The organism is Natronorubrum amylolyticum, assembly GCF_052040145.1.
In the GTDB taxonomy this organism is placed as follows: Archaea; Halobacteriota; Halobacteria; order Halobacteriales; family Natrialbaceae; genus Natronorubrum.
In genome coordinates this window covers 1-24,430 of the sequence record NZ_JBPPFW010000007.1, presented here as the reverse complement: position 1 = coordinate 24,430, position 24,430 = coordinate 1, and the positions used below count along the sequence as shown (strand labels likewise).

Annotated in this window: 23 protein-coding genes; 12 read left to right on the top strand and 11 right to left on the bottom strand. The window is 62.7% G+C overall.

Going from position 1 to position 24,430, the window contains the following annotated elements:
- Positions 1-33 precede the first annotated feature (33 nt).
- The 4 genes from ACSFDB_RS20490 (at position 34) to ACSFDB_RS20475 (ending at position 2,948) form a co-directional block, all read left to right on the top strand.
- A complete protein-coding gene (locus ACSFDB_RS20490; protein WP_440772746.1) occupies positions 34-1,116 on the top strand; it encodes a PGF-CTERM-anchored ABC transporter substrate-binding protein in 1,083 nt (360 codons plus the stop codon).
- A gap of 60 nt (positions 1,117-1,176) precedes the next feature.
- Complete coding sequence (srp19, locus tag ACSFDB_RS20485) at positions 1,177-1,458, top strand: signal recognition particle subunit SRP19 (RefSeq protein WP_006091404.1); 282 nt, start codon at positions 1,177-1,179, stop codon at positions 1,456-1,458.
- Positions 1,458-1,715 (top strand): H/ACA ribonucleoprotein complex subunit GAR1, encoded by a 258-nt coding sequence (locus tag ACSFDB_RS20480; protein ID WP_090306311.1) that lies wholly within the window; start codon positions 1,458-1,460, stop codon positions 1,713-1,715. Before srp19 ends, ACSFDB_RS20480 begins: the two co-directional genes overlap by 1 nt.
- A gap of 159 nt (positions 1,716-1,874) precedes the next feature.
- A complete protein-coding gene (locus tag ACSFDB_RS20475; protein ID WP_440772745.1) occupies positions 1,875-2,948 on the top strand; it encodes a presenilin family intramembrane aspartyl protease PSH in 1,074 nt (357 codons plus the stop codon).
- A gap of 101 nt (positions 2,949-3,049) precedes the next feature.
- Here the strand turns inward: ACSFDB_RS20475 and ACSFDB_RS20470 are convergent, their stop codons facing one another.
- The 4 genes from ACSFDB_RS20470 to ACSFDB_RS20455 all read right to left on the bottom strand — a co-directional run bounded on the left by ACSFDB_RS20470 (position 3,050) and on the right by ACSFDB_RS20455 (position 7,423).
- Positions 3,050-3,898: a DUF6517 family protein gene (locus ACSFDB_RS20470; RefSeq protein WP_440772744.1), complete on the bottom strand. Its 849-nt coding sequence runs from the start codon at positions 3,896-3,898 to the stop codon at positions 3,050-3,052.
- 100 nt (positions 3,899-3,998) lie between these two features.
- Positions 3,999-5,168, bottom strand: coding sequence for a PAS domain-containing sensor histidine kinase (locus ACSFDB_RS20465; protein ID WP_440772743.1), 1,170 nt, complete (start codon positions 5,166-5,168; stop codon positions 3,999-4,001).
- A gap of 85 nt (positions 5,169-5,253) precedes the next feature.
- Positions 5,254-6,750 (bottom strand): cysteine--tRNA ligase, encoded by a 1,497-nt coding sequence (gene cysS, locus ACSFDB_RS20460; RefSeq protein ID WP_440772781.1) that lies wholly within the window; start codon positions 6,748-6,750, stop codon positions 5,254-5,256.
- A 175-nt stretch (positions 6,751-6,925) separates the two neighbouring features.
- Positions 6,926-7,423 (bottom strand): DUF7523 family protein, encoded by a 498-nt coding sequence (locus ACSFDB_RS20455; protein WP_440772742.1) that lies wholly within the window; start codon positions 7,421-7,423, stop codon positions 6,926-6,928.
- A 109-nt stretch (positions 7,424-7,532) separates the two neighbouring features.
- Between ACSFDB_RS20455 and ACSFDB_RS20450 the strand changes: the two genes are divergently transcribed.
- From ACSFDB_RS20450 to ACSFDB_RS20425, 6 genes are all read left to right on the top strand, one after another.
- Positions 7,533-7,787 carry a BolA family protein gene (locus ACSFDB_RS20450; RefSeq protein WP_440765086.1) on the top strand — a complete coding sequence of 85 codons (255 nt, stop codon included), beginning with the start codon at positions 7,533-7,535 and terminating at the stop codon, positions 7,785-7,787.
- Positions 7,788-7,873: 86 nt separating this feature from the next.
- Positions 7,874-8,335 (top strand): PH domain-containing protein, encoded by a 462-nt coding sequence (locus ACSFDB_RS20445; RefSeq protein ID WP_090307661.1) that lies wholly within the window; start codon positions 7,874-7,876, stop codon positions 8,333-8,335.
- A 6-nt stretch (positions 8,336-8,341) separates the two neighbouring features.
- A complete protein-coding gene (locus tag ACSFDB_RS20440) occupies positions 8,342-10,024 on the top strand; it encodes a PH domain-containing protein (RefSeq protein WP_440772741.1) in 1,683 nt (560 codons plus the stop codon).
- A 74-nt stretch (positions 10,025-10,098) separates the two neighbouring features.
- The gene (locus ACSFDB_RS20435) at positions 10,099-11,517 is read left to right on the top strand and encodes a class II fumarate hydratase (protein ID WP_440772740.1); all 1,419 of its coding nucleotides are present in this window, start codon (positions 10,099-10,101) and stop codon (positions 11,515-11,517) included.
- 281 nt (positions 11,518-11,798) lie between these two features.
- The gene (locus ACSFDB_RS20430) at positions 11,799-12,032 is read left to right on the top strand and encodes a transcriptional regulator (RefSeq protein ID WP_090306337.1); all 234 of its coding nucleotides are present in this window, start codon (positions 11,799-11,801) and stop codon (positions 12,030-12,032) included.
- Between the two features lie 90 nt (positions 12,033-12,122).
- Positions 12,123-12,611, top strand: coding sequence for a DUF4395 domain-containing protein (locus tag ACSFDB_RS20425; protein ID WP_440772739.1), 489 nt, complete (start codon positions 12,123-12,125; stop codon positions 12,609-12,611).
- Positions 12,612-12,645: 34 nt separating this feature from the next.
- On the opposite strand, the gene ACSFDB_RS20420 is transcribed toward ACSFDB_RS20425, so the two are convergent.
- Both ACSFDB_RS20420 and ACSFDB_RS20415 read right to left on the bottom strand, forming a co-directional pair.
- The gene (locus ACSFDB_RS20420; protein WP_440772738.1) at positions 12,646-13,302 is read right to left on the bottom strand and encodes an enoyl-CoA hydratase/isomerase family protein; all 657 of its coding nucleotides are present in this window, start codon (positions 13,300-13,302) and stop codon (positions 12,646-12,648) included.
- A 123-nt stretch (positions 13,303-13,425) separates the two neighbouring features.
- Positions 13,426-15,159: a sensor histidine kinase gene (locus ACSFDB_RS20415; protein ID WP_440772737.1), complete on the bottom strand. Its 1,734-nt coding sequence runs from the start codon at positions 15,157-15,159 to the stop codon at positions 13,426-13,428.
- A gap of 1,922 nt (positions 15,160-17,081) precedes the next feature.
- Between ACSFDB_RS20415 and ACSFDB_RS20410 the strand changes: the two genes are divergently transcribed.
- Both ACSFDB_RS20410 and ACSFDB_RS20405 read left to right on the top strand, forming a co-directional pair.
- Positions 17,082-17,477, top strand: a complete 396-nt coding sequence (locus ACSFDB_RS20410; RefSeq protein WP_440772736.1) for a DUF5805 domain-containing protein — start codon at positions 17,082-17,084, stop codon at positions 17,475-17,477.
- Positions 17,467-18,513, top strand: coding sequence for a tyrosine-type recombinase/integrase (locus ACSFDB_RS20405; RefSeq protein ID WP_440772735.1), 1,047 nt, complete (start codon positions 17,467-17,469; stop codon positions 18,511-18,513). Before ACSFDB_RS20410 ends, ACSFDB_RS20405 begins: the two co-directional genes overlap by 11 nt.
- Before the next feature lie 344 nt (positions 18,514-18,857).
- Here the strand turns inward: ACSFDB_RS20405 and ACSFDB_RS20400 are convergent, their stop codons facing one another.
- From ACSFDB_RS20400 to ACSFDB_RS20380, 5 genes are all read right to left on the bottom strand, one after another.
- Complete coding sequence (locus ACSFDB_RS20400; protein WP_440772734.1) at positions 18,858-19,223, bottom strand: ArsR/SmtB family transcription factor; 366 nt, start codon at positions 19,221-19,223, stop codon at positions 18,858-18,860.
- A 250-nt stretch (positions 19,224-19,473) separates the two neighbouring features.
- Entirely contained in the window at positions 19,474-20,409 is a 936-nt protein-coding gene (locus ACSFDB_RS20395) for a phosphoribosyltransferase HisG-related protein (protein ID WP_440772733.1), read from the bottom strand.
- 175 nt (positions 20,410-20,584) lie between these two features.
- A complete protein-coding gene (locus ACSFDB_RS20390; protein ID WP_440772732.1) occupies positions 20,585-22,471 on the bottom strand; it encodes an AAA family ATPase in 1,887 nt (628 codons plus the stop codon).
- A gap of 69 nt (positions 22,472-22,540) precedes the next feature.
- On the bottom strand, positions 22,541-23,374 hold the full coding sequence (locus ACSFDB_RS20385; protein WP_440772731.1) for an MBL fold metallo-hydrolase: 834 nt from the start codon (positions 23,372-23,374) through the stop codon (positions 22,541-22,543).
- Positions 23,375-23,553: 179 nt separating this feature from the next.
- The coding region (locus tag ACSFDB_RS20380) for a DUF7344 domain-containing protein (RefSeq protein ID WP_440772730.1) at positions 23,554-24,430 on the bottom strand (877 nt) is incomplete at its 5' end.

The following is a 24,430-nucleotide window of genomic DNA, read 5'->3' as shown; positions in this document are numbered from 1 at the left end:
AATATTTGTTGAAGAGCCTCGACGTATCGGTTGATGCGACAGAAAATCGTTATTCTCATCGCCGCGGTACTCACCCTCTCGCTGTTCGCTCCCGCGGTCGCAGGGAGCGCCGCTCCCGCCGCTCAATCCGACGAGACGGACTGTGAGTATCCAATCGAACTGACCGACGCGACTGGTGAGACGATCACCCTCGAGGAACCGCCCGAATCGGTCGTCGCGCTCCAGCCGAGCGACGCGCAGACCGTCTTCGAAATCGGCGCCGAAGACCGACTCGTCGGCATGCCCGACAACGAGGCGACCGCCGACCTCGAGATGGGCGACCGCGAGGCTATCACCGACGGCTACGAGATCATCCACGAGCGCGTGATCGATCTCGAGCCAGACGTCGTTCTGGCCGCAAACGCGACGTTCGACGACGATATCGAGACGCTGCGCGAGGCCGGACTCGACGTCTACCACTTCGACGAAGCGGAGTCGATCGGTGACGTCCGTGATAACGTCCTCCGAACCGGCGAACTCACCGGCGAGTGCGAGGGCGCCGAAGAGACCGTCGACTGGATGGACGAGCGCCTCGACGTCGTCGATGCGGCCCTCGAGGACGCCGACCGACCGCTCGCGTACTACGCGATGGGCGAGGACGGAACGACGGCCGGAACCGAGACGTTCGTCCACGAGGTGCTGACGACCGCCGGCGTCGAGAACATCGCCGAACGAGCGGGCATCTCGGGGTACGAACCGCTCTCCGAGGAGACGCTCGTCGACGAGGACCCCGACTGGATTATCCACTCCGACGACGCCGAACCGGAGGTTCTCATGCCTGACATCGCCGAAGCGACGACGGCCTACCAGGAGGGGAACGTCGTCGCCGTCGACGCGAACCAGCTCAACCAGCCCGCACCGCAGGTCGTCTACGCCGTCGTCGATATCGTCGAGGCGGTTCACCCCGACGCCTACGAGGCCGCGAGCGAGGGACTGGAAGAAGACGGAAGTGACGATACCGCTGAAGGGGACGAAGACACGGACACGAGCGACGACGACTCCATTCCCGGCTTCGGGATCCCCGTCGCAGTCGCCGCAGTGGTCGCCGTCGCCGGTTTCCTCCTGGGCCGTCGATAACCTTCTCGCGGCCGTCCCGTTTTGAAAAGTGTTTACTCGTCGGCTGTTCGAGACGAACGTATGGTCGAGAACGTCATCTGGCCCGCCTATCTCGATGCGGGCCTCTCACGGGCCGAGGGCCGGCGCGTGTCCCAGGATCTCGCAGTCGAAGAGCCGACGGTCGACGAAATCGCCAAGTCCGTCCAGCAGATCGGGTACGACGCCACGATCGAGCGGGACAAAGCCTACTCCCGGGAACACTGGGCAGACCGAGGCCGGGTCGTCGTCCGCGGGGCCGACGATTCGACGAAGAACGACCTCGTCCAGGCCGTGGCGGCGTACGTCGCCGCGATGCGAGACTGATGCGCCGGGTTGGCTCCGTCGTCCGAACCGCACAGGGACTCGCCGTGTTGCGAACGGACGGCACCGACGGCGACGCATCCGACTCGAGCGACGCGATCCGGAACGAAATCGGCACGATGGTTCTGAACGACTCGCTCGAGACGGTCGGTCGCGTCGTCGACGTCTTCGGTCCCGTCGACCGTCCGTACATCGCGGTGACGCCGGACAGCGGCGTCCACCTGCCGTCGCTCGTCGGCTCGACGCTCTACGCTCGATAGGCCGAACTGGCTCGGAGTCGCGGCTCGAGGGCCGTCACTCGTGTCGTCTCGTGACCCGTTCCGGACTGTCTCGATCACGGTTCAGCTCCGCACGGATCGATTCGTTCGCCTCGAGTGGAAACGAAAACACCCATAGGAGCAGGGTGTAAACGCCGCTTCATGAACCATCGGATACGCGTCTACCTCGCCGTCGGCTTTACTGTGGCGCTCTTTCTCGGTGTCCAGCTCGGTGCACTGGCCCTGGTCGAGCCATTCCAGGAGGCCGGCCATCAGGCCGTCGAGGATCCCGACGATCCGACGAACAGCGCGGTCTACTTCGGCATTATTCTCGGTGCGACCGCGCTCATGCTCGTGACGTTCAAGTACGACGTGCAGTGGTTGATCAAGGCCCTGATCGTCGGCGTCAGCGTGATGCTCGCCTGGTTCGTCTTCGCCGAACTCGTGCCGCCGGTCGTCACCGTCGGCGGGGTCAACGCTCTCGCCGCTTTCGCCGCGCTCGTCGTCGGTGCGGCCCTCCTGTTCTACCCGGAGTGGTACGTCATCGACACCACCGGGGTCGTCATGGGGGCCGGCGCCGCCGCGCTCTTCGGGATCAGTTTCGGCCTCCTGCCGGCAATCCTGCTGCTCGCCGTCCTCGCCGTCTACGACGCCATCAGCGTCTACCGCACCGAACACATGCTCGATCTGGCCGAGGGCGTGATGGACCTCAAGATCCCCGTCGTGCTCGTCATCCCGACGAGCCTCTCCTACTCGTATCTCGCGTCGGGCAGCACCGACGGCGTGCTCGAGGACGACGATGCCGACGACGGTGATAACTCGGCCCAGGTAGACGGCTCGAACGCCGACGCCGTCAGCGAGTCGAGCGCGGACGATGCGACCCCGAATCCCGACGACAGCGAGTCCGTAACTGACACTGACGAGCTATCCGAAGCAGAACAGGAGCGCGACGCGCTCTTCATCGGGCTCGGCGACGCCGTTATCCCGACGATTCTCGTCGCGAGTGCCGCCTACTTCCTCGACGTCGGAACGATCGACGTCCCCGGCATCGCGCTGAACGTTCCCGCCCTCGGCGCGCTGGTCGGTACCATCGCGGGCCTTCTCGTCCTCATGTACATGGTCCTCAAGGGCCGACCACACGCGGGACTCCCGCTGCTCAACGGCGGCGCGATCGGCGGCTACCTGCTCGGGGCGCTCGCGAGCGGGCTCTCGCTCGCTGCGGCGTTCGGGCTGTAAGCCGTTTTTTCGCGATAATCGACTCGGAAGAACGGGCGGGATCAGGATCAGTACGGTGGTGAACCGACGTGCGTTGGACTGTGTGTGCTGGTCGTCTCGAGCTACTCGTCCTCCCCGTTCTCGTCCGCATCGCCTTCGCCGGTGTCGTCCGCATCAGCACCGTCTTCATCGGCGTCGTCCGCCTCGCCATCGTTTCCGTCGCTATCGTCTGTTTCAGCATCGTCTTCGCCACCGTCATCTGATTCGGTTTCGTCGCCGTCGGTATCGCTCTCGACGATATCGACCTCGACGTCGTCGCCGTGCTCGATGCCGGCGACCAGTGTATCGACACGCTCTCGCTCGTCGTCCAGTGGAACATCGTCGTCGTCGGGATAGACTCCGATGATCACGAGGTGATCCTCGTCGTAACTGAGTTGGGCGATGTCGACGTAGACGTCGATGCCCGTTTCGCCCTGTAGCGTCGCCGTCCCGTCGTACGTCTCGAGCGAGATCGTCGACTCGAGCTCCTCCGCTTCGATCGCTCGTCCGCCGACGTTACTGTCGATCTCGAGTTCGTCGTACTCCTCCTGGACGTACTCAGCGAGCTCCGCTTCGCTCATGTCGCCGACGGGGTTGAAGCTCTCTCCCGCGACGGCGACCTGTGGCGTCGAGACGAGCGCGAAGACACCGGCGTCCACCTCCGAACTGAGACCGGCGAACGGAACGTCGATGGTCCGGACGTACTGGCTGATATAGTTCGTCGTTTCGACGGTCTCACCGCCGAACTCCCGCTCTTCGACCCGTTCTTCGGTGCCTCGATACTCGTACCCGGCGTCGTCTGCGGCGTCCGCCGAGACGCGGATCGGTGACGCCTCGAACGTCGTGACGTCGTCGAGAATATCGCTGACACAACCCGCAAATGCACCCGCGGCACCGACCGCAGCCGCGGCAACGAACTGTCGTCGATTCATACTAGTCGGGTCGACCGTGTTCTCGGACAAAAAGCTCGTGGTCATCGTCACGGCGTGGGAGGGCCAGAAATCGGGCCGCTCGGGGATCCCTGCGCCGTAATCACCCGCTTTCGTGGGACGTGTCGTCGGACGGCAGGGCGAGCGCCACCACGTCACGGATTTCGAACCGCGTCCCACCGTGATCGGCGTCCGATACCGCGATAGACCAGCCGTGGGCGTCGACGACGCGGGCGACGATCGCGAGTCCGAACCCGGTGCCGTCGTTGTCGGTCGTATAGCCGGACTCGAAGATCTGCTCCCGGTACTCGGACGGTATCCCGGGTCCGTCGTCTTCGACGTAAAATCCGTCGATGATTTTCCGTTCCTCCGCCCTCTCGCTCCCAGACCCCCGATACGGGGATGAAGCCGGCTCCGTCGCCGACTCGCCGTTGGACGCACGCTCGAGCGGTCCGACTTCGATGCTCGGGCTCTTTCCCCCGTGCTCCGTCGCGTTTCGAAACAGGTTCTCGAAGGCGTGCGCCAGAAGCGACGGGTCCGCCCGAACGGCGATCGAACCGAGGACCGACACCGTCGCGTCGTTCGTTCGAACGTTCGACCACGCACTCTCGACGGCGTCGTCGAGGCGAACCAGTTCCGGGTGTTCGACGCGGTCCGTCTTGACGAGCACCAGCGCATCGTCGATGATCGTCTCCATGCGTTCGAGGGACGTGCGGAGCGTCGAATCGCCGATTTCGCCGGTCCCGATGCGTTCGAGCGACTCTCTCTCTGACTCGAGATCGAGCGACTCCGTCGCCGCTATCGCGACCGCGAGCGGGTTTCGAAGATCGTGTGAGAGCAGCGTCGCGAACGCCTCCATCCGGTCGGCCTGATCCCGGGCCTGTTGTTCGAGTAGCCGCCGTTCGGTGATATCGGCGTGCATGACGAGTACGTACCGCTCGTCGTCGTGGTGATACGACCTCGCTTGCATCGTAAACCACCGCCGCGTCGACGGCGAGTGGCAGGGGTACTCGAGCGTGAACGAGTCGCGCTCGCCGTCGGCGATTGCTCGAATCCCTTCTGCGGCGTCCGGTCCGTCGGTTTCCGTACTGTCGTCACAGACTGCAAGGTAGTCGGTCCCGACGCCGCACTCGTCGGCGTCCAGTCCCTGAGAAGCCGCAAACGAGTCCCACGACTGGTTCGTGTAGACGATCTCCCCCTCGTCGTTGAGGATCGCGACGTGCGCGGGAAGCGCGTCGAATCCCCCGACGACGAAGGAGGCCGTAGTTCCCATTGTCTGGTATAGGGCCGCATAATACTTGAACTGTTTTGCTAACGAGCAGCGATCCGGTACCGCCACTGAGAGGGGTCAGCCCCTTCTACTCTCCGGAGGGCAGTCGATAGCTCGCCCCGTCGTCCGTATCCTGCACCTCGATGCCGAGCGCCTCGAGTTCGTCGCGCAACTCGTCGGCCCGGTCGTAGTTCCCGTCGGCCCGCTCCTGCTCGCGGACGTCGAGAACGAGGTCGACGACGTCACCCGCGAGATCGGCCGTACCCGTCGTCTCGCCGACGAACGAGAGCCCGAGGACGGCCCCGAGTTCCTCGAGCGTCTCGACGGCCCGCCGGAGCCCTCGGTAATCGTACTCAGAACGGTCCTCGAGGTGGGAGTTCACCGCGGTCGCGACCGACAGTAAGGCAGACTGCGCTTCTCGCGTGTTGAAGTCGTCGTTCATGGCCTCGACGAACGAGTCGCGCGCGTCGTCGACGGCCGTCCGCAGCGACTCGTCGTCGACCTTCGTTCGTGCAGCGGCCGAATCCACCGCTTCGAGGGCCGAGTCGTAGGCGCGCTCGAGTCGGTCCCAGCGCTCCTCGGCCTCGGCGATCGTCTCGTCGGAGTAGAGCTGTTTGCTGTTGTACGATCCCGCGGTGAGGAAGGTCCGCAACACGTTCGTCCCCCACTGGTTGACGGCCTCGTCGACGGTGACGAAGTTGCCCAGACTCGAGGACATCTTCTCGTCGTCCATCTGGAACAGTTCGCAGTGGAGCCAGTAGTTCGCGAACTGCTGGTCGGTCGCGGCCTCCGATTGCGCGATCTCGTTTTCGTGGTGGGGGAAGACGAGGTCCCGGCCGCCGACGTGGAGGTCCAGCGTCTCGTCTAAGTGGGTCATGCTCATCGCCGAGCACTCGATGTGCCAGCCCGGGCGACCCTCGCCCCACGGGGACTCCCAGGTCTGGGCCGTCCCACAGGCGTGTCCGGCGTCGGAAGCGCCCTCGTGGCGGTGTTCTTCGATCGCCGCCTCGTCGACGCCGCCAGCCTTCCAGAGTGCGAAGTCCGCGGCATGACGCTTCTCGGTCCGCTCGTCGGGGTCACCCTGAGACTCGATTTCGTCGAGTTCCTGATTCGAGAGCTTGCCGTACTCGTCGAAACTGGTGACGTCGAAGTAGACCGAGCCGTTCGACTCGTAGGCGTAGCCCTTCTCGATAAGCGTCTCGACGAGCTCGACGATCTCTGGGACGTGCTCGGAGACGCGGGGATAGACCTCCGCCCGCAGGAGATTGAGCGAGCGCATATCCTCGAGCGTGTGCTCGACGTAGCTCTCCGCGACTTCCGCTTCGTCCTCGCCGAGGTCGTCTTCGCCCACGCGGGCGACGATCTTCTCGTTGACGTCGGTGAAGTTCTCGACGTGACGCACGTCGTACCCGAGGTACTCGAGCCACCGGTGCATGACGTCGACGTGGACCCACGACCGCGCGTGGCCCAGATGTGGCGGATCCGAAACCGTCAGGCCACAGTAGTAGAGGAGAACGTTCTCGGGATCCTGTGGCTCGAACGGCTCGCGGTCGCCCGTTAACGTGTTCGTCACGTGCAGGGTCATGACGCTCACTTCCCGCGGCCGAAAGTTAAAGCGTGTCATCTATCCACGGCTAACGCCGTGGGTTCCCCTTCTGTCGAGTCGGAGGCGGTGTACTCGCCAGTCAGGTTCATCGTCTCGCTCTTGAAGGCGAGATGACCGTCGTCCACCCCCGGTGGCGGCTCGAGCCTCGATCCAATCACTCGCCGCTCGACGGAACAGCCTCGAGCGCACCCTCGATCGCTCGTAACGCGTCCGCTCCCTCGAGTCGGTCGACGACGACGACCATCGAATCACCGCCCACGGCGGCCACAGTGGGGGTGATCGCCTCGAGATTCAGTCCCTGCAGGACCGCAGCGAGGGCGGCCGCGTCGGTGTCCCCCGTCGCGACGATCGCCGTCCGATCGCCGCCGCTGGGGCCGAACGATTCCCCGCCGACGGCGATCAGCGCGTCGTCCGATCCGGCGTCGACCGAACCAATTCCGCTCTCCATCCTGACCCGTACGTCGCGAGCGTCGCGTTCGTACGCCGGCAGTTCCTCGGCGTACCGCCGCAGCGCCGTCGCGACCGCGTCGACCTCGCCGTCGATCTCGAGAAACCGGGCAGCGGCGGTGTAGTTCACGATCCCCGCTCGCAGTGCTGTGCGAAGAAAGGGATGCCCGTCGGCGGCACGGCGAGTTTCGGCTGCCAGTGACATACCACAGCCAGCGAACCATGCCACTATAAATTCGACGGCGTCAGCCGACCGGGGTGAGACGGGGAAGTCGGACCGCGGCGTTTTTGCCTCGAGCGCCCAACCCACGACTATGGATCTTGACGATATCGAGGAGCTCATCGAATCGAACCTCGAGGACGCAGACGCCACGGTCACGCACGCACGCGACAAGCACGATGACGACCATCTCGCGGCGACCGTGATCTCGCCGGCGTTCGACGGCGTCCCGCTGGTCCAGCAACACCAGCAGGTCTACGACGCCCTCGGCGACCACATGACGACCGACATCCACGCCCTCGAGCTCTCGACGTACACGCCCGAGGAGTACGACGAGTACGAAGGGTGAACGGGGTGGTTCGGTCGGCGAGTCAGCGTCTCGCTCACCGCAGCCGGAACCGCAGCTTTATCCTCCCTACCTGATAGGATATGCGTATGGAATCGCTTCACCCCCGCATCAGGCTGCTCTGGATCGCGCAGGGAGCGATCACGGCAGTCGTCCTCGGCGTCGTCCTCGCGCTCGTCGACCAGTGGATCACGGACGTTCCCACGGTCGCTATCGCCGGCGTCGCCGCGCTCGCACTGCTACTCGGGATCGTCTACGCCGTCCGTCTCTATCAGGTATGGAAGTTCGAACTCCAGAACGACGCGCTCTATTTGGAGCGCGGCGTCATCACGTTCGTCGAGACCGCGGTCCCGTTCGTCCGCGTCCAGCACGTCGACACGCAGTTCGGACCGATCGAACGCGCGCTCGGGCTCTCGAGCGTCGTCGTCTACACCGCGGGTTCGCGAAACGCAGACGTTCGGATTCCGGGACTGACGCCCGATCGTGCCCGGGATCTGCAGGATACGCTTCGCGAACTCGCCGTCGAGAGCGAAGCCGACGACGCGGTCTGACCGACCATGAATCGACTTCATCCACTGAGTGCGGTCGCGTACGGCCTCCAGTACGGCTTCATCTGGCTGTGGGTCCCGATGGTGCTCGTCCTCGTTCTAGGCGGGATCATCGATCCAATCAGTCCGACCTGGTTCCCCGTGGCCGCACCGCTCGGCTTCGCCGCCGGCGTCGCCTACGGAGTCGGCTACTACTACCGGTTCGAGTACGGCATCACGCCGGACACGTTCGACGTCGCCTCGGGCGTCTTCGCGCGTCGGTCCCGGGAAATTCCGTACGGCCGCATTCAGAACGTCGACGTTCGTCAGGGCGTTTTCCAGCGGCTGTTCGGCCTCGCGACCCTCTCGATCGAAACCGCCGGTGGCGGCGCCACCGAAGCCACGTTGAACTTCGTCAGCGAGTCCGAAGCGAACCGGCTCCAGGAGCAGATTCGACGCCGAACGGCCGACGCGAAAGACCGTCGGCGCAAGCGCGAGTCGTCGACGGCCGAGGGGCGAGAATCGGTCGACGAAATGGGCGAAGCTCCGAACGAGACCGACGAAACGGGAACACCGTCCGACACGGAGCGGTCCGTCGATTCGGACCCGACCGTTCCGTCCTCGGACCCGACCGAGAGTCGAGATGATCGCGCGCCGGGGTACGAGCGCCCGCGCCGCCAGCGACTGTTCGACCTCGAGTCGCGGGAGCTCCTGCTCTACTCCTTTACGTCGTTCCGACCCGCGGCCGCGGCGGCCGTGCTGGGGCTGTTTTTCATCGCGACGGACACGTTCATTCAACTGCTCGTGACGATCGCTCAGCCGGTCGGCGGTCCCGAATCGATCGGCGAGGGGACGACTACTAACTACGGCATTCTGACGCTCGTCTCGATGATCAACGGGATCATCATCACGTACATGCTGAGCGTCGCCTACACGTTCGCGACCTACTACGACTTCCAGCTCGGCCGCGCCGACGAAGACTTCGTCTACGAACGAGGGCTTCTCCAGCGCTACAGCGGTTCGATCCCCGTCGAGAAGGTACAGTCGGTGACGGTGACGGCCAACCCGCTCCAGCGGCTCATCGGCTACGCCGGGCTCTGGGTCGAGACGGCCGGCTACGGCCCCGACAGCAACGGCGGCAGTCAGTCGGCCGTGCCGCTGGCCAAACAGGGTCGCGTTCACCGCTTTACCGAAAACCTGACCGACGTCGAGACGCCGAAATTCCGGAGCCCGCCGACGATGGCTCGCCGCCGCTACCTCGCCCGGTACTCGATGATCGCCGCCGCTATCGTCGCGATTTTCTTCGCCATTGCGCAAGTGACTGGCCTCGAGCGCTGGTACCTCGCCGCGGTCGTCTTCGCGGCGGTGCCCCCTGCGGCGCACCTGAAGTACGTCCACCTCGGCTACTACGTCGGCGAGGATCACCTCGTCGTCCGCCGCGGCTTCTGGAGTCGCCGAACCACCGTGATCCCCTACTATCGGATCCAGACGGTCTCGACGCAACGATCCATCTTCCAGCGTCGACTCGGGCTGGCGTCGCTGGTTGTCGACACGGCGAGTTCGCGGACGCTCTTCTGGGCGACGCCGACGATCTACGACGTCGACCTCGAGGACGCACGCGGCGTCCAGCAGGCCAGTCGCAAACGCCTGCAGTCGGCGCTCCGCGAACGCGCCCGCGACGACGAGCTGGGTCTGTCGGTAGACTTCACCTGACGCGGTCTCGTTTTCCCACCCGTCGCCGGCGTCGTTTCGGTGGATTTTACCACGCTCACAGCGACGCTCTCCCTATGGGAGACGAAGACACGGACTACCGGATCGAGGAGGACAGTCTCGGCGAGATGCAGGTTCCCAAGGACGCTTACTGGGGCGCACAGACCCAGCGGGCCATTCAGAACTTCCCCATTTCGGGCATCTCCTTCAGTCGACGATTCGTCCGCGCGCTCGGCGTCGTCAAGAAGGGTGCCGCACAGGCCAACCGCGACCTCGGCCTGGTCGAGGACGACGTCGCCGAGGCGATCATCGAGGCCGCCGACGAGGTCATCGCCGGCGAACACGACGATCAGTTCCCGGTCGACGTCTTCCAGACCGGCTCGGGTACCTCCTCGAACATGAACGCCAACGAGGTTATCGCCAACCGCGCCGCCGAACTCATGGGCAGCGAGATCGGCGACCGCGTCGTCCACCCCAACGACCACGTCAACTACGGTCAGTCGTCCAACGACGTCATTCCGACCGCGATGCACGTTGCGAGCCTCGAGGCCGTCGAGAAGGACGTCATTCCGGCACTCGACACGCTCCGCGAGGCGCTCGAGCGCAAAGAGGAGGAGTTCGATGACGTCGTCAAGACCGGCCGCACGCACCTCCAGGACGCGACGCCGGTCACCCTCGGCCAGGAGTTCGGCGGCTACCGCACGCAGGTCGAGAAGGGACTCGGTCGCGTCGACAACGTCCGCGAACACCTCGCCGAACTCGCGCTGGGCGGCACCGCGACCGGGACCGGCCTCAATACGCACGAGGAGTTCCCCGGCCGCGCCGCCGAGTACATCACCAAAGAGACCGGCGTCCAGTTCCGCGAGGCCGACAACCACTTCGAGGCCCAGGCCGCCCACGACGCGATGAGCGAGGCCCACGGCGCGCTCCGAGTGATTGCGGGCTCGCTGAACAAGATCGCCAACGACCTGCGGCTGCTGGCCTCCGGTCCGCGAAACGGACTCGGCGAGATCGAACAGCCCGAGAACCAGCCCGGCTCGTCGATCATGCCCGGCAAGATCAACCCGGTCGTCGCCGAGGCCGTCAATCAGGTCCACAAGCAGGTCGTCGGCAACGACGCCGCCGTTGCCGCCGGCGCCGCCGAGGGCCAGATCGACCTCAACCTCTACAAGCCCGTCCTCGCGCACAACTTCCTCGAGTCCGCGGAACTGATCTCGAACTCGAGTCAGGTGTTCGCCGAGCGCTTCGTCGGCCCGCTCGAGGCCAACGAGGAGTACTGTGCGGAGCGCGTCGAACAGTCGATGGCGATGGCCACCTCGCTGAACGTCCACATCGGATACGACAAGGCCAGCGAAGTCGCCAAAACCGCACTCAAGGAGGATAAGACGGTTCGCGAGGTCGTCCTCGAGAAGGGTTACCTCAGCGAGGCGGAAGCCGACGAGGTCCTCGACCCCCGAAAGATGACCGAACGCGGCATTCTCGGTCAAGACGACTGACTCGAGTCGCTCCCTGAACCGATATTTCGGGAACGACCTCCTTCGGATAATTCGTAGTTGGCACTTTCCTGATACTGTGTCGTGCAACCGAGTCGCACGACGTTGCTGTGCGTAGACGTGACAGGAAACGGAGTACCCGAGACTGAGTAAACAGGTCGATTGGTCGTTCTTTCTTCCCGGACTACCTCGGGTAAATCGGCACAGTGAAGCCGAATCACGTCCGTTTCGGACGTAAGAAACAAACCCAAGCAGTTTTGATGGATGCTCGCGTCAGACGAAATATGCACACCTGTCGCAACTGTAACCAGTCCTTCCAGACGGAGCTCGCCCTCGAACTACACCGCGATACGTGCAAAAAGGGACAGCTTTTCTGCCAGGTATGTGGCGACCGGTTCCGGGAAGGCGATGCGACTCAGGACGGGTGGCACTTCGAGTGCCCGAACGAGGAGTGTGAGGGCGACGGACTGCAAGAGGACCTGTATCGCGTCGACGACGTCCGAGCAGCGACTCACTGATCGAGCGACGATCGATTTCTGGCCGACTCAGTCTTCGACTGCAACTGGTCGCGTCCACACCTTCTTGCACATTGGGCCCATACACGAGCTATGGCCACCGAACACCACTCTCCTTCCTCGAGCGAGACGACGGACTCACAGTCGTCGAACTCGAGTATCGCGTACGTCGACCCGCGAGCACCGCGGTTCGGCCAATCGATCACGGCGACGCTGTTGCTGATCGGTGTCGTATTTACGCAACCGGTGCTCGTCTACGCCGTGGCAGCGATTCTCGGACTAGCAGTGGTCTCACGGTGGCGACTTGATCCCTACCGCCTGTGCTGGGAGCACGTCGTGATCCCCATACTGGGTCGTCCGGACGAACCCGAACCCGCAGCACCGCACCGGTTCGCGAAGCTGCTCGGCGCCGTCGGCGCCGGCCTCGCGTCGGTGCTCCTCGTCGTCGGGCTCCCGACAGTCGGCTACGCGATCGCCGCGGTGGTCGCACTCCTCGCGGGGCTCGCGGCCACGACCGGATTCTGTCTCGGCTGCCGGATGTACAGACAGGTATCGTTCCTGCGGTCTCGAAACGTCCTCTGAACGTCGGTCGACTCGTTGTGCCGGCGTGCACGTGCTACTCGGGACTCGACGTTGCACTCTTGAGCTCTCGGACGGCGTCAGCATCGTTCTCGGCAATTTTGCCGACGAGTTCCCGCGCTCCCTCTTCGACCTCGTCGTTCGGAACGACCCGGTTTGCGATACCTAGTTCTTGCGCCCGTTCGGGGGCGACCGGCTCGCCCGTGAGAGCGATCTCTTTCGTGACTCTGGTTCCTGCAATCGCCTCGAGGTACGGCATCGATCCCGTTGGGGCGATACCGAACTGCACCTCAGGCAGCGCGAGTTTGGTCTCCTCCCCGAGCACGAGGAAATCACACCGCAAGGAGAGGATGAACCCGATCCCGATGAGGGCACCGCGGGCCGCGACCGCGGTCGGATACGGTCTCGAGACGAGGAACTCGTAGATTTCGGCGGTCAACGCACCGATCTCGTCCGCGTACTTCTCGTCGTAGGCGGGGTCGGCGACGATCTCCCGGTCCATTCCGGCACAGGTCACGTCGCCGGCACCCGTGATGACGAGTCCACCGATCTCGTCTTCGGGCAGGTCGACGAGCGCGTCTCGCACGGCGGAGAGTGACTCGAGGGTGACGGCGTTGAGTTTCTCCGGTCGGTTCAGCGTGACGGTCGCGATTCCCTCGGAGAAATCGACGTCGACGAGTGATGACGAAGCCATATTCCTCTATCTGTCCGGTCGCTGTTAACTCCCCGCGGAACGACTCGACACCGACGCGAGGCGACTCGAAACGGAGCGAGAGACACTCGCGGTGACACGGCATCGCGCGCGTGACGAACCCGGTTACGCGGCGATCGGGAGCTCGATCTTGAACACCGTTCCCTCCGGTTCGTTGTCCTCCATCTCGACCGATCCGCCGTACCAACTCAGAAACGTCTGTACCAGATGCAATCCCAGTCCGCTGCCGCCGCTGTGTTCGCCCTTTACGCCTCGGTCGAAGATCCGATCCTGTAACTCCGCTGGAATTCCCGGGCCGTTATCCGCGATTCGAACGCACGCACGACCGTCGTCGATGGCGACAGAGATGTGGACCGTCGGCACCTCCTTGTCGTTGTGGAGTACTGCGTTTCGAAGCATGTTGCTGACCGCGGACGCGAGGGCCATGTCCGCGGTAACCTCGACGTCCGGTGGTTCCTCGAGCGTGAACTCAGCATGTGGAAACGCCTCGGCCGCCTTCTCGACCTCCTCTCGGAGTACCCGTTGGAGCGATATCGAGCGGGTCCAGTCCTCATCCGGTTGCTCGAGCGGTTGTGACAGCTCCGACGCGATCTCCGTGAGGTCTGCGATGTGTCTGACGGAGGTATCGATGCGATCGAGAATGGGTGCCGCGTCCGCTTCGAGCGACGACTCTTCGACCATTTCGTCGAGGATCTCGGTCCAGCCGAGCGCGACCATCGTGTCGTTGCGGATATCGTGGCGAAGCATCTGGTTCAGCGTCTCGAGCTGTTCGTTGTGACGTTCCAGTAGCTGGTCGTACTGTACGCGCTTGGTAACGTTCTGGATGACCACGTGATGTCCGTACTCGACACCCCGGAGGTCGACGAGTCGCGTCGTCGAGACGGCGTACACGCTATTGCCGATTCGCAACTCCGACTCTCCCCCGTTCGCAATGATGGCGTCGACCCGTTCGGCCGCTTCGGAGAGCGTTCTCAGCGGTCGTCCGGCGATCGGGCCGGCTACGTCTAAGTACTCGCGCGCAGTCCGGTTGCACTCTACGACGTGACGCTCCGTCCCGACGATTAAGACCCCGTTCGGCGTCGTCTCGAGCATCATGTCGAACGGAACGGGGACGGTGTCGAGAAATCGATACTTGAACAGGACCCACGCGAAGATGGAGCCGGTGAACGCGTACAGGAACGGTTCGAGTTCGTACGTCGCTCCGAAGTCGAACACGGTCGGCCCGACGTAGTAATAAAAGGGTATGAGCGTTGCGTACGGTGCGAGAGCGATCACGAGTCCTCCAATCTGACTCCGCTGTCCCATCGTGGTCCGAAGGTACGTTCGCACCAGGAGAACGAAGCCGATCGTCATCACGGCGTCACTGTACAGTCCGTCGATGGTGTACCACGGACCGACGTCGTAGTCCATGTACGCGATACCACCCTCGTCGACCACCTGCGGGTTCTGGACGATGAGATCGGGAGCCAGCGGAGTGAACGCGAGCACGAGCGTAATAGTCGGCACGATCGCCAGCGCGACGAACAGTTTCGGTGTTATCCAGCGGTTTCGTCCGGTGTACTCGAGGACGAACACGAGCGTCGCCGGCGGAATGAGCACCCAGCCGAGATACTGGACGCGCCACCAGAACAGGCTCGGTTCGAGAGCGACGATCGAGTACTCGATGACGGTCGTCCCGGCGTAGAACGCACAGCCGGACATCATAATCGCGAACGGGCGTGTGGCCGGCTGATCGCGGTACCACCAGCCAGCGATCGCGAGGGCGCTACAGATCACAAACGACGCGAAGAGTATCGGCGTATGGGGCGTCCACTGGAGTGCTAGATAAGGGAGAGACATATCGATACTATGCTATCAAACCACAAGAGAGACTATTTAATTTGGGTCGAAAACGCCCATCTCCTCAGTAGGCCAGCTATCGTCCGCTAATCGGAGGTCCCGTAAAACGGAGGCTGTCGGTCCCCATCGTTACTCCGGGACTGAATCCGTTTTTCGAGTCGCTGTGGGCTGTTCCAGTTGAGCTACCGGGCCCCATTTCGATATAGCATTATATGGTTCACTAGTCGTGTAGCTACCGCCTGGCACGAGAAGAGTGATATGGTACCATAAAACAATCAGTGACTGTATCGGTCGTCAGAGACGGACTGTATTCCAAGAACGGTTGCCTCGATACACGACGACGATTCCTGGCAGCTGACAGCCTCGAGCGGGTACGTGGCGATAGCACTCTCGTCCGGACCACACTCCGTACACGAACGGGCTGCTACCGACACTGTGGCTGTCTCCCTGAAGCGTAGTATACCACGTCGAGACACGGTGGGAAGATCTCGTCCGGATACGTGGTACGGAACCGGAACCGCGATGGCACTATTCTCTTCTCGAGACCCGGGCCGAGACCGATAGTGAAACGACCGACACTGGCTCACTGGTCGCACTCGCCTATCGCGTTCTCCACCGTGTTATCACACGAACCACTGCCGTCTGCTCGCAAAGAGAGTGAATATGTCTCCGAGATTGTGACGAGTTTCGATCGACGAATCGTTTCGGTGTCTCACAGTCGATAGGGGAGACCCCGTTTCAGGCGGCCCGAGACCGCGTCTGTTCGTCCGCGAACCTGTTCCCCGTCGGTAGTGGTAGACAATCACCGAGGACGCCTCGAGGCGCCCAGAACACCGTTCCAGGTAGTCAGCACGACCCTGCGTGACTCCGCGATGATCTTAGCGTGCTCCGTTAGTTCGACGGAGCCATCGATGGAGATTGAACTGATTCTCGAACACCACCAGATTACGTGATCTGCCGTCCCGTATCGGTGCTGTATCGCACCAGTCACTCCCAACGCCGCTATATGGCCGCTGAGGCGATTTTATCTATTTCTGAACCGTGTAGTATGGAACTGCGTTTCGACGCCCTACGTAACCTCGAGAACGGGCTCAGCTGAGGCCAAGTCGCAGTCACTCCCCGACGAACGAGGTGAGATGGGTTCGTCCCGAGCTAGCAGTGCACACCCCATCTACCGCGTAACGTCGTGAACCGACACCGCTGGCTCGCTACGGGTTGGAGATACGACTCGAGGCGGCTCTGACCGTCCAAGTACAGGCTGATCGACGCCTCCTGAGCGTCGAACCGGTTCAGTCTCGTTCGAATGACTCTCGTGAACCGAATGCCCTCGAGCGCCACGACCGACCGAGCGGCGGATGTGGCGGCTCCGCCCGTGCCGACATCAGCCCGCCACGACGAAGTGCTCGACTAGTGGTATCTCTGGTTTCGGTTCAGTGATGGTCTCGAAATCTCGAGTGAGATTCCGGCCCCATCAGCGGGCTGAATTGGGTCGCGATCGCTCGCCGAAATTCACCGCGAAAACACCCCACCGTTCTCGCTTGATCGAGAGACAAACCCGAACATATTTTTCTCACAGCTATATTTGGAACAATTCGGTAATTTTCACGACTGTTTCCGCGCTATTTACCACTCGAAAACACACGAGCTACCATGTGTGTGATAGTTATTTTGGCGCGCTAATCAGGCCTCTATTCTCGAGTTTGCTCGCCCAATAGTCAACTCCAGCTGCCGCAACTATATCTAATATCTCAAACTGTGGTCCCAAAACCACCCAGTTTCAATCTCAAATTGTGTCCTCTTTCAAAATCCAATCCGAAAAAATAGGCCTATATTTGGCGCAAAACTCGGTCCACGAAAAGAGATAAAAACACTTAGCTCGAATAATGGGTAGATTGATTATCACCGCGTTTGATTGGTGTCGTATGAGCGATTCGGCGGACACCGAGCGAACCACCGTCAAAACCTACGTCCCGTCCTACCAGAAATCTGAATGGCAGTCTCACGCCGACGATCTGGGGATGAATCAGGCCGAGTTCGTTCGGACGATGGTCCAGGCCGGTCGAGCGGGGTTCGACACCGACCGAGAGGAACCCCATTCTCCGGACCCAGACCCTGGGGGTAACGGCCTCGAAACACGGATCCTCAAACTACTCGAGTCTGACACGTACTCGTGGGATGAACTCCTCGAAGCGGTGTCGGACGACATCGAATCGCGACTCGACGAAACACTCGAGAATCTCCAGGCGAACAACCGGGTTCGATACAGCGGACGCCACGGCGGATACACTGCCGTCGACGGTGGTGTCGATGGCGACTGAACGCGGGACCGACGTCCCGTCGGACGTCACGGATCCGATCGCGTACTTCCTCGACGACCAGCGCTATCACGGCAAGAGCGAACGGACGCTCGAGGCCTACGAGCGCGTCCTCCGACGGTTCGAGGCGTTTGTGAGCGAGCGCTTCGACGTCGATCGGGTGGGATCGGCCCAGCGACGGGAGTGTATGGCCTGGATTCACTCCCTCCGAGGGGGGTTCGAACCGAGCACGATCGCGACCTACGCCTCGTATCTCAACCGGTTTTACGACTACATGAACCGAGTTGGCGTCTTCGACGACAATCCGATGGCCCTGGTGATGGAGGAGCTGTCCGAATCGATCGACACGAACCCGACGAGACGGGACATTTCGGTCCCAGAGATGCGATCGTTCGTCGCCGAAATCGATCACCCGCTCGAGCGGGCCGTCGTCGTCACACTGTTGAAAACGGGGATGCGCGTCGGCGAGTGCTGTAACCTCGATTTGCAGGATCTGAACCTCGAGATGCCAGAAATTGACCGCGAGTGGGACCCTCGCGTCGGCCTCGAGCGGCGACCCTCGTCGGTGTTCGTCGCCGCGGCGCCCGCTCGTGGTGCGACCGTCAACGGCGAGGAGCGAACGGCGTCGAACAAACGAAAGCGGGACACGGTCGTTCCCGTCGACGACGAACTCCGGCGGGCGCTCCTCGAGTGGCTGGCGATCCGCCCGGACCCAGTTTCTGCCGCCGACCCGCTCTTTCTCGATACCGGCGAATCGTGGGGTGAGCGCCTGACTCCGTCGGACGTCCGCTATATCGTCGAGAAACACGCTCGAGAACGCGGCTGGTATCGCACGGGTGGCGGAACCCAGGAGAACGTTACCCCTCACTACTTCCGGCACTTTTTCACAACCCACCTGCGGGACCGAACCGGGGACCGAGGTATCGTCCAGTATCTCCGGGGAGACGTCGCCGGTGACGTGATCGACACCTACACCCACAACTGGGGTGATCGTGTCCGAGAGACGTACCTCGAGCACATCTACGCCGTCAATCGATAAATCGCGGAGAGCGCTATCGACCGACCGCGGAGTAGCCCACAAGCATCACCGAGACCCAAACTCTCTCGCGACAATTCTCGGGCGATTGACTGCATTGGCGCCAGTATTTACTACTATTGTAGTACTTCCCTATGCTCGAAAGTAGCCTATTAAACTGTATTTCGCTATATCCAATTGGTGGTGAGCTGTTCAACGATCGGGTGTTCGAAATCGGACGATAGGGACCACTCTGGGGCTTCTCGACGAATAATGGAGGTACCGTGTACCGACGTTTGGAGTCGGTCTCGTCTCGGATCGAATCTCGATTGGCGGATCAGTATCGAACCGCCCCGGTTGTGCCGATCTCAGACGGCTTCGGCGCGAGCGTTGACCGCGTCGAAAATTCGCGGAACGAACCCCTCCGCGAGCGGCGACAGTTCGTAGACGCGACTCCCGCCGTCACGGAACTTTCCTACCAGTCCTGCGTCTTCAAGCGTGTTGAGATGGTGATACAGGTCGTTCTGTCGACGGTCAAGCAGCTCCGCTAGTTCGCCACTTCGCACCTGACCCTCTTCGGAGAGCAGATAGAGAATAGTAAACCGAGTGGGCTCACCCATCACCGACAGTCGGTTCGCTTCCCGCTCGAGGTCGAGCGTTCCCTCGAGGAGTTCCGACTCGATGCGGTCCTGGGTGGCCGTTCGTTGGTTTGTCGGGACCGCTCGTTCGCTCATATTCGTCTCTAGTCGTCCGTGGCACTTAGGCTTAATCGATATTAAGACACTGAGAAGACATGAACGGTTACCTGATAGTGGTCTGGATCTGCAGAACGATGGCCGGACTCACGACGTACAAGGGGACGTCGATTAGAAACATCATCGAAGCGTACGTCGTGCCACTTTCGAGCAGTCCGTGACTCGTCGGTGGTGTTAGCTAAGTCGAATTAACCGTTATTCCGCGAAAAAGTCCGTTTCGAAGCGTGTTCTACTGTTCGACCGCGAGCGCTGTCTCGAGGTCGGCTCCGTTCAACAGCGCGCGAACGCCGTCGACCGTCTCGCTGACTTCCGGCGTACTCTCTAAGAGCACGGTCTCGCTCGGGAACAGTTGTTCGCCCAGCAACAGCCCGTGCTCTCGAGCCGTCGATCCCGTCACGGTCAGATAGACACCTAACCCGGTGTCGGCGATCGCGGCCTCCTCCTCGCGGCCCTCCTCGGGATACGCGAAGTCGACGCCGTCGAGCGTCCGCGTGCCGAGGACGGCCTGCACGAGCCGTTCGTACCGCGGTTCGATGCAGAGCGGGCCGTCGTACGCTTCGAGAAAGTCCCGGTCGAGCGATCCCGTCGATGGTGACACCTCAGGGGTGGCCATCAGCGTGTGATAGACGGTATCGCCGAGACCGGTGACGACGCGAACGTCGGTATCGGACGGATCGATTCGGGCGTTGATGTCGGCGATTCGGTCGAGCGGTTCCGGACGGAGTTCGACGACCTCCTCTAAGACGAGATCGGCGCTATCGAACCCGAGCGCGAACTCGTGGGTTCGCAGGGCTCGAAACGGTTCCTCGCGACCGACGAGCTGGATTTCCGTATCGTCCGGGACGCCGTCGATCCCTTTGAGTGGGATCGTGACGCTGTCGAAGACGATCCGTCGGGGTTTCCCGGCTCGATCGTCTCGCAAGAGCGTGTACTCGGGCTCGGTCGGATCTTCGACGGTGCTGTACGCTGCGAGACGATGGTAGACGTGTTCCTCGGCGTCGTCTTCGGGGTCGACCGTCCCCTTCGTGAGTGCCTTCTCGTGACGAAGCGTCGACGTGATATCGTCCGCGAGATCGGCCACATCGAGTCGACGCGCGAACCGGTCGAGCACCGACTCGAGCGGTCGCCCCTTGCGTGGAACAGCGATCGGTATCGTCTCGCCCATCGACGAATCCTCGACCGGCGACGGATAAACGCGTTGCGTTTCGAAAACGAGAGTGAGAATATGGGTCGAGACCGTCCCCGAAAATCGGCGTCGTTCATACGGACGACCGTCAGTCAGTTCCGAAGACCGCAAACCGTCCTGCGGTCACACCGGTATCCAGATACAGCAGACCGTCTCAGTCCGTGAACATCGAACCGAGCTGATCGCGCCACTCCTGAATGTCGGAAACTTCGGCCTGAACGTCCTCGAGGTCGCCTTCGATCGACTCGACGTCGTCTTCCACGTCTTCGACGTCGTCGGCCACATCGTCGAGGTCCTCGGCTACGTCTGCAACGTCGGCTTCGACGTCGTCGACGTCTTCCTCGAGATCGGTCACGTCGTCCGCGACCGTCTCGACCTCCGCTTCGACAGCCGAAACGTCCTCCGTGACGTCGTCGAGCTCGTCCCCGAGTTCGTCGACGTCCGTTTCGACGGCGCCGATCCCGGTCTCGAGGTCGGCGTTCCACTCGGAGAGATCGCTCACGTCGGCTTCGACGGCGTCGACGCCCGATGCCGTCTCATCCAGCCGATCATCCATCGACGAGAAGTCGTCTTCGAGGCGACTGATATCAGCCGTGAGCTCCTCGATGAGCTGTTTCCCGGTCCCGTTCTCCTCGAGGAACTGCTCGAGTGCGTCGGTGTAGGCGGTGACCTCCTCGACGCGGCGCTGCAGGTGGTCGACTTTGGCAACGTCTGGACCCGACGGCTCGAGATCGAGTTCGGCGCGGAGCGCCTCGAGATCGTCGTCGTCGACGTCATCCTCGCGGATCTCCGTCGCGAGTCGGGCAGCGACAGAGCCATCGAACGCGGTCTCCGAGGTGTCCGTTTCCGAATCGGCGTCTGTCGTGCTCGCTTCGCCGTCCTGAACGTCGTCTGCGGCATCTGCGGTGTCTACCTCGGCATCGGCGGCCGATTCGTCGACCGCGTTCGATGGCTCGTCGACGTCCGTCCCTTCGGTCGTCGGTTCGTCGTGCTCGAGTTCGGGTTCGACGGACGAGTCGGGTTCCGCGTCGACGAGGTCGCTATCGTCGGCCGACGGCGTCTCGGCATCGGCCTCGACGTCCTCGCTCGACTCAGCCAGCGGCGGTTCGTCTTCGTCTACACTGTCGTCGTCCGCTTCGTCTGCACCGTCGTCGATGTCCGGTTCGTCTTCCTCGACGGTGGCTGCAGCGGCTTCGAGATCGAGTTCGATCTCGGGTTCGGCGTCCGTCTCCTCCTCGTCCTCGAGTTCGGGTTCGTCTCCAGCAACGTCCTCGTCGTCGTCGTCGACGCCGAGATCGATCTCGAGGTCGGTCTCCTCGTCGTCAGCGTCGTCGGGTTCCGGTATCTCGTCCTCTTCGAAGCCGAGATCGATGTCCGGCGTGTCGTCTTCGTCCGTGTCGGCTTCCTCGTCGACCGGCTCCGGTTCGGGATCGACGTCGCCGAGGTCGAGATCGAGTCCGTCGGCTTCGTCCTCGAGGTCGTCCGCGTCGGCAGCGGCCTCGACGTCGCCGTCGTCTCCGTCGGCCTCGGCCGATTCGTCGTCCTCGAGTCCGGGAACGGACTCGGATTCGCCGGCGATCATATCCTTGACGGCCTGATTTCGGTCCTCCGAGACGATGTTTCCGATGACGTCGTCAGCGACCTCTTCGGCCTCCGTTCCGCCATCGTCGCCGTCGGAACTGACCTCGACGACCTCCGGCTCGGTCAGGAACTGATCGGCATCGCTCTCGTCGTCGATACGGATGCCGTAGACCGTGACGAGTTCTTCGCCGGACTCGAGCGTGCCGGTGAACTCGACGTGGTTGTCCTGAAAGGCGGTCCAGTCGTCGCTGTTGTACTCGGGGTGGAACCCGACTTTGTCCATCGGGAACGATTCGGGGATCGATTCGGAGAGTCGAAATGCAACCTGTTCGTCACGTTCGGATTCGATCTCGAAGCGGATCGCAGGGACGGGAAACTCGTCCGCCGCGAACGTTTTCCGGACGGATAACCCGTCAGCATCGACCTCGATCACGTCGTCCGTGTCGGCGGTGCTACTCATGAGGCCAACGTTACCACACCATTACTATAAATGATACGGACAGTATCAGATCTGGTTCACATAGCGCGTCTAGAGATCGACGCGGTCGCCGATCTCGACCAGATCGAGTCGCGTCGGGTACTCGAAACTCTTCGCGTGGTGGTGGAGCACCTTCGGGTCCGAGGTCAGTCCGCGCCACATATCCCAGTGACTCGGGAGGAGTCGCTCGAGTCCCAGCGCCGACGCGGCTTCGACGATCTGGTTCTCGTCGTTGTACCAGCGGGTCCGTTTGGGCTCGCGGGTCTCCTTGTCGGGAATTCGGCCGACGGTGCCGAAAGCGAGGACGCCGAGGTCGATATCGTATTCGTCGCCGATCCGTTCGAACTCGTCGGACGGCTTCGTATCGCCGCCGTGGAAAAAGGTCCCGGCGTCGTGCTCGAAGACGTAGCTCACGGGGTGGGTCGCGTCGGGATCGTTGGCGTCCTCGACGTGGACCGTGAACTCACCGATTTCGAGGCTGTCGCCCTCGTCGACTTCGGCGAACTGCTCGTCCGTGAGATCCCACTCTGCGGTCCACTCCTCGTCGTCCCGGGCGACGGCGAGGCTGTCGTCGGGTGCGTAGAAGGTGGCTCCGGTCTGCTCGAGAATCGGTGCCTGGCTCTCGCCGTGAACGTGGTCGGTGTGTTCGTGCGTCGCGAGAACGGCGTCGGCGTCCGTGACGTCCGCGGGATCGAACGGAACGGGAATCATCCGGACGGTTCGCGGCGGATCGCCCAGTCCGACGTAGGGATCGATGTAGACCGTCGTTCCCTCGCTTCCCTTGAGAACGAAGCCGTTACAGCCGAGATACCAGACGGCTACTCCGTCGGGCGAAGCGTCTTCGACGTCACGAACGAGCCAGTCTCCCCAGTCGCTTTGGGTCATATGCGTGCGTGCGAGGACCGACTGGGTAAGTGTTGTTGTCTCGACGGACCGTGGTCGGCGTCAATTGGACCGATACAAAATGGACGCGGATGGGAGGGCCAAAGCGGGGGATCGAGAGTAATCCGAACCGTCGGCGGTCGGCACGCGGTCGTTCGTTGCGATCGTTCCGTACCGTCGCGTTACAGCGGAATCTCCGACTGACCGGTCTCGCTGGGGGTATCCAGGTGGTCGAGTCGCGAGCCGAGCAGCTGTCGCATGAGGACGACGAACCCGTTGTCCGGTCCCTCACCGATGAGTGCGGTTTCGTCGTACTCGTCGTCGGCTGCCGGCGTTCCGAGCGTCCCCAGCAGGACCGCTTTGCGGTCCGCAAACACCAGCCGACCGACGGACTCGCCGTTCGGCGGCAGGTTGAGCCAGTCCAACTGTGGCTCCCAGAGGACGGCCTCCGGCGCGCGGTCGCGTACGATCTCGCGAACGCGCGGATCCCGCGACCCGACGTAGACGTCGACGCCGCGATCGAGTGCGTCTTCGACCCGACGGAAACAGCCTTCCTCGAGCAGCCCCGTCGTCGTGAACATCATGAACAGTTCCTCCTCGGCCGATTCACAGAGCGACTGACCGGTCGTGACGATCGACTCTCGTCCTCGCAGCGTCCGAACATCGTCGCTCGAGTCGGTTTCGATCGATTCGTCAGGAGCCGACTCGGTGGCCGTCTGCAGGCGGTCGGGATCGCTGCCGAGCCACTCGGTGCGCAGGGTCGGGTGCCCTTCGTAGGAGACGCTGTTCGTCTCGTGATCGTAGCCGACGAGATCGGCGTCGTTCAGGTGTGGCAGGTGAACGTGGACGAGCGAGGTCAGCACCTGTTTGACGCGTTCCTGAGACACGTCGCGCTCGGCGGTCTCCGCCTCGCGAGCCGCGACGTCTCGAGCGAGGGTCTCGGTCGAGAGCGGATGGTACTGGTTCCCGAGAACGGTGAGGATCGTTCGGCGTCGCGAGTCGGCGAGGGCGCCGAACAGGGCGTCGAGATCGGTTTCGTCGTCCGTTCGGCCGGTGAGG

Coding starts and splice junctions, on each gene's coding strand:
- ACSFDB_RS20490 (WP_440772746.1), top strand. CDS start 34: ATGCGACAGAAAATCGTTATTCTCATCGCCGCGGTACTCACCCTCTCG.
- srp19 (WP_006091404.1), top strand. CDS start 1,177: ATGGTCGAGAACGTCATCTGGCCCGCCTATCTCGATGCGGGCCTCTCA.
- ACSFDB_RS20480 (WP_090306311.1), top strand. CDS start 1,458: ATGCGCCGGGTTGGCTCCGTCGTCCGAACCGCACAGGGACTCGCCGTG.
- ACSFDB_RS20475 (WP_440772745.1), top strand. CDS start 1,875: ATGAACCATCGGATACGCGTCTACCTCGCCGTCGGCTTTACTGTGGCG.
- ACSFDB_RS20470 (WP_440772744.1), bottom strand. CDS start 3,898: ATGAATCGACGACAGTTCGTTGCCGCGGCTGCGGTCGGTGCCGCGGGT.
- ACSFDB_RS20465 (WP_440772743.1), bottom strand. CDS start 5,168: ATGGGAACTACGGCCTCCTTCGTCGTCGGGGGATTCGACGCGCTTCCC.
- cysS (WP_440772781.1), bottom strand. CDS start 6,750: ATGACCCTGCACGTGACGAACACGTTAACGGGCGACCGCGAGCCGTTC.
- ACSFDB_RS20455 (WP_440772742.1), bottom strand. CDS start 7,423: ATGTCACTGGCAGCCGAAACTCGCCGTGCCGCCGACGGGCATCCCTTT.
- ACSFDB_RS20450 (WP_440765086.1), top strand. CDS start 7,533: ATGGATCTTGACGATATCGAGGAGCTCATCGAATCGAACCTCGAGGAC.
- ACSFDB_RS20445 (WP_090307661.1), top strand. CDS start 7,874: ATGGAATCGCTTCACCCCCGCATCAGGCTGCTCTGGATCGCGCAGGGA.
- ACSFDB_RS20440 (WP_440772741.1), top strand. CDS start 8,342: ATGAATCGACTTCATCCACTGAGTGCGGTCGCGTACGGCCTCCAGTAC.
- ACSFDB_RS20435 (WP_440772740.1), top strand. CDS start 10,099: ATGGGAGACGAAGACACGGACTACCGGATCGAGGAGGACAGTCTCGGC.
- ACSFDB_RS20430 (WP_090306337.1), top strand. CDS start 11,799: ATGCACACCTGTCGCAACTGTAACCAGTCCTTCCAGACGGAGCTCGCC.
- ACSFDB_RS20425 (WP_440772739.1), top strand. CDS start 12,123: ATGGCCACCGAACACCACTCTCCTTCCTCGAGCGAGACGACGGACTCA.
- ACSFDB_RS20420 (WP_440772738.1), bottom strand. CDS start 13,302: ATGGCTTCGTCATCACTCGTCGACGTCGATTTCTCCGAGGGAATCGCG.
- ACSFDB_RS20415 (WP_440772737.1), bottom strand. CDS start 15,159: ATGTCTCTCCCTTATCTAGCACTCCAGTGGACGCCCCATACGCCGATA.
- ACSFDB_RS20410 (WP_440772736.1), top strand. CDS start 17,082: ATGAGCGATTCGGCGGACACCGAGCGAACCACCGTCAAAACCTACGTC.
- ACSFDB_RS20405 (WP_440772735.1), top strand. CDS start 17,467: ATGGCGACTGAACGCGGGACCGACGTCCCGTCGGACGTCACGGATCCG.
- ACSFDB_RS20400 (WP_440772734.1), bottom strand. CDS start 19,223: ATGAGCGAACGAGCGGTCCCGACAAACCAACGAACGGCCACCCAGGAC.
- ACSFDB_RS20395 (WP_440772733.1), bottom strand. CDS start 20,409: ATGGGCGAGACGATACCGATCGCTGTTCCACGCAAGGGGCGACCGCTC.
- ACSFDB_RS20390 (WP_440772732.1), bottom strand. CDS start 22,471: ATGAGTAGCACCGCCGACACGGACGACGTGATCGAGGTCGATGCTGAC.
- ACSFDB_RS20385 (WP_440772731.1), bottom strand. CDS start 23,374: ATGACCCAAAGCGACTGGGGAGACTGGCTCGTTCGTGACGTCGAAGAC.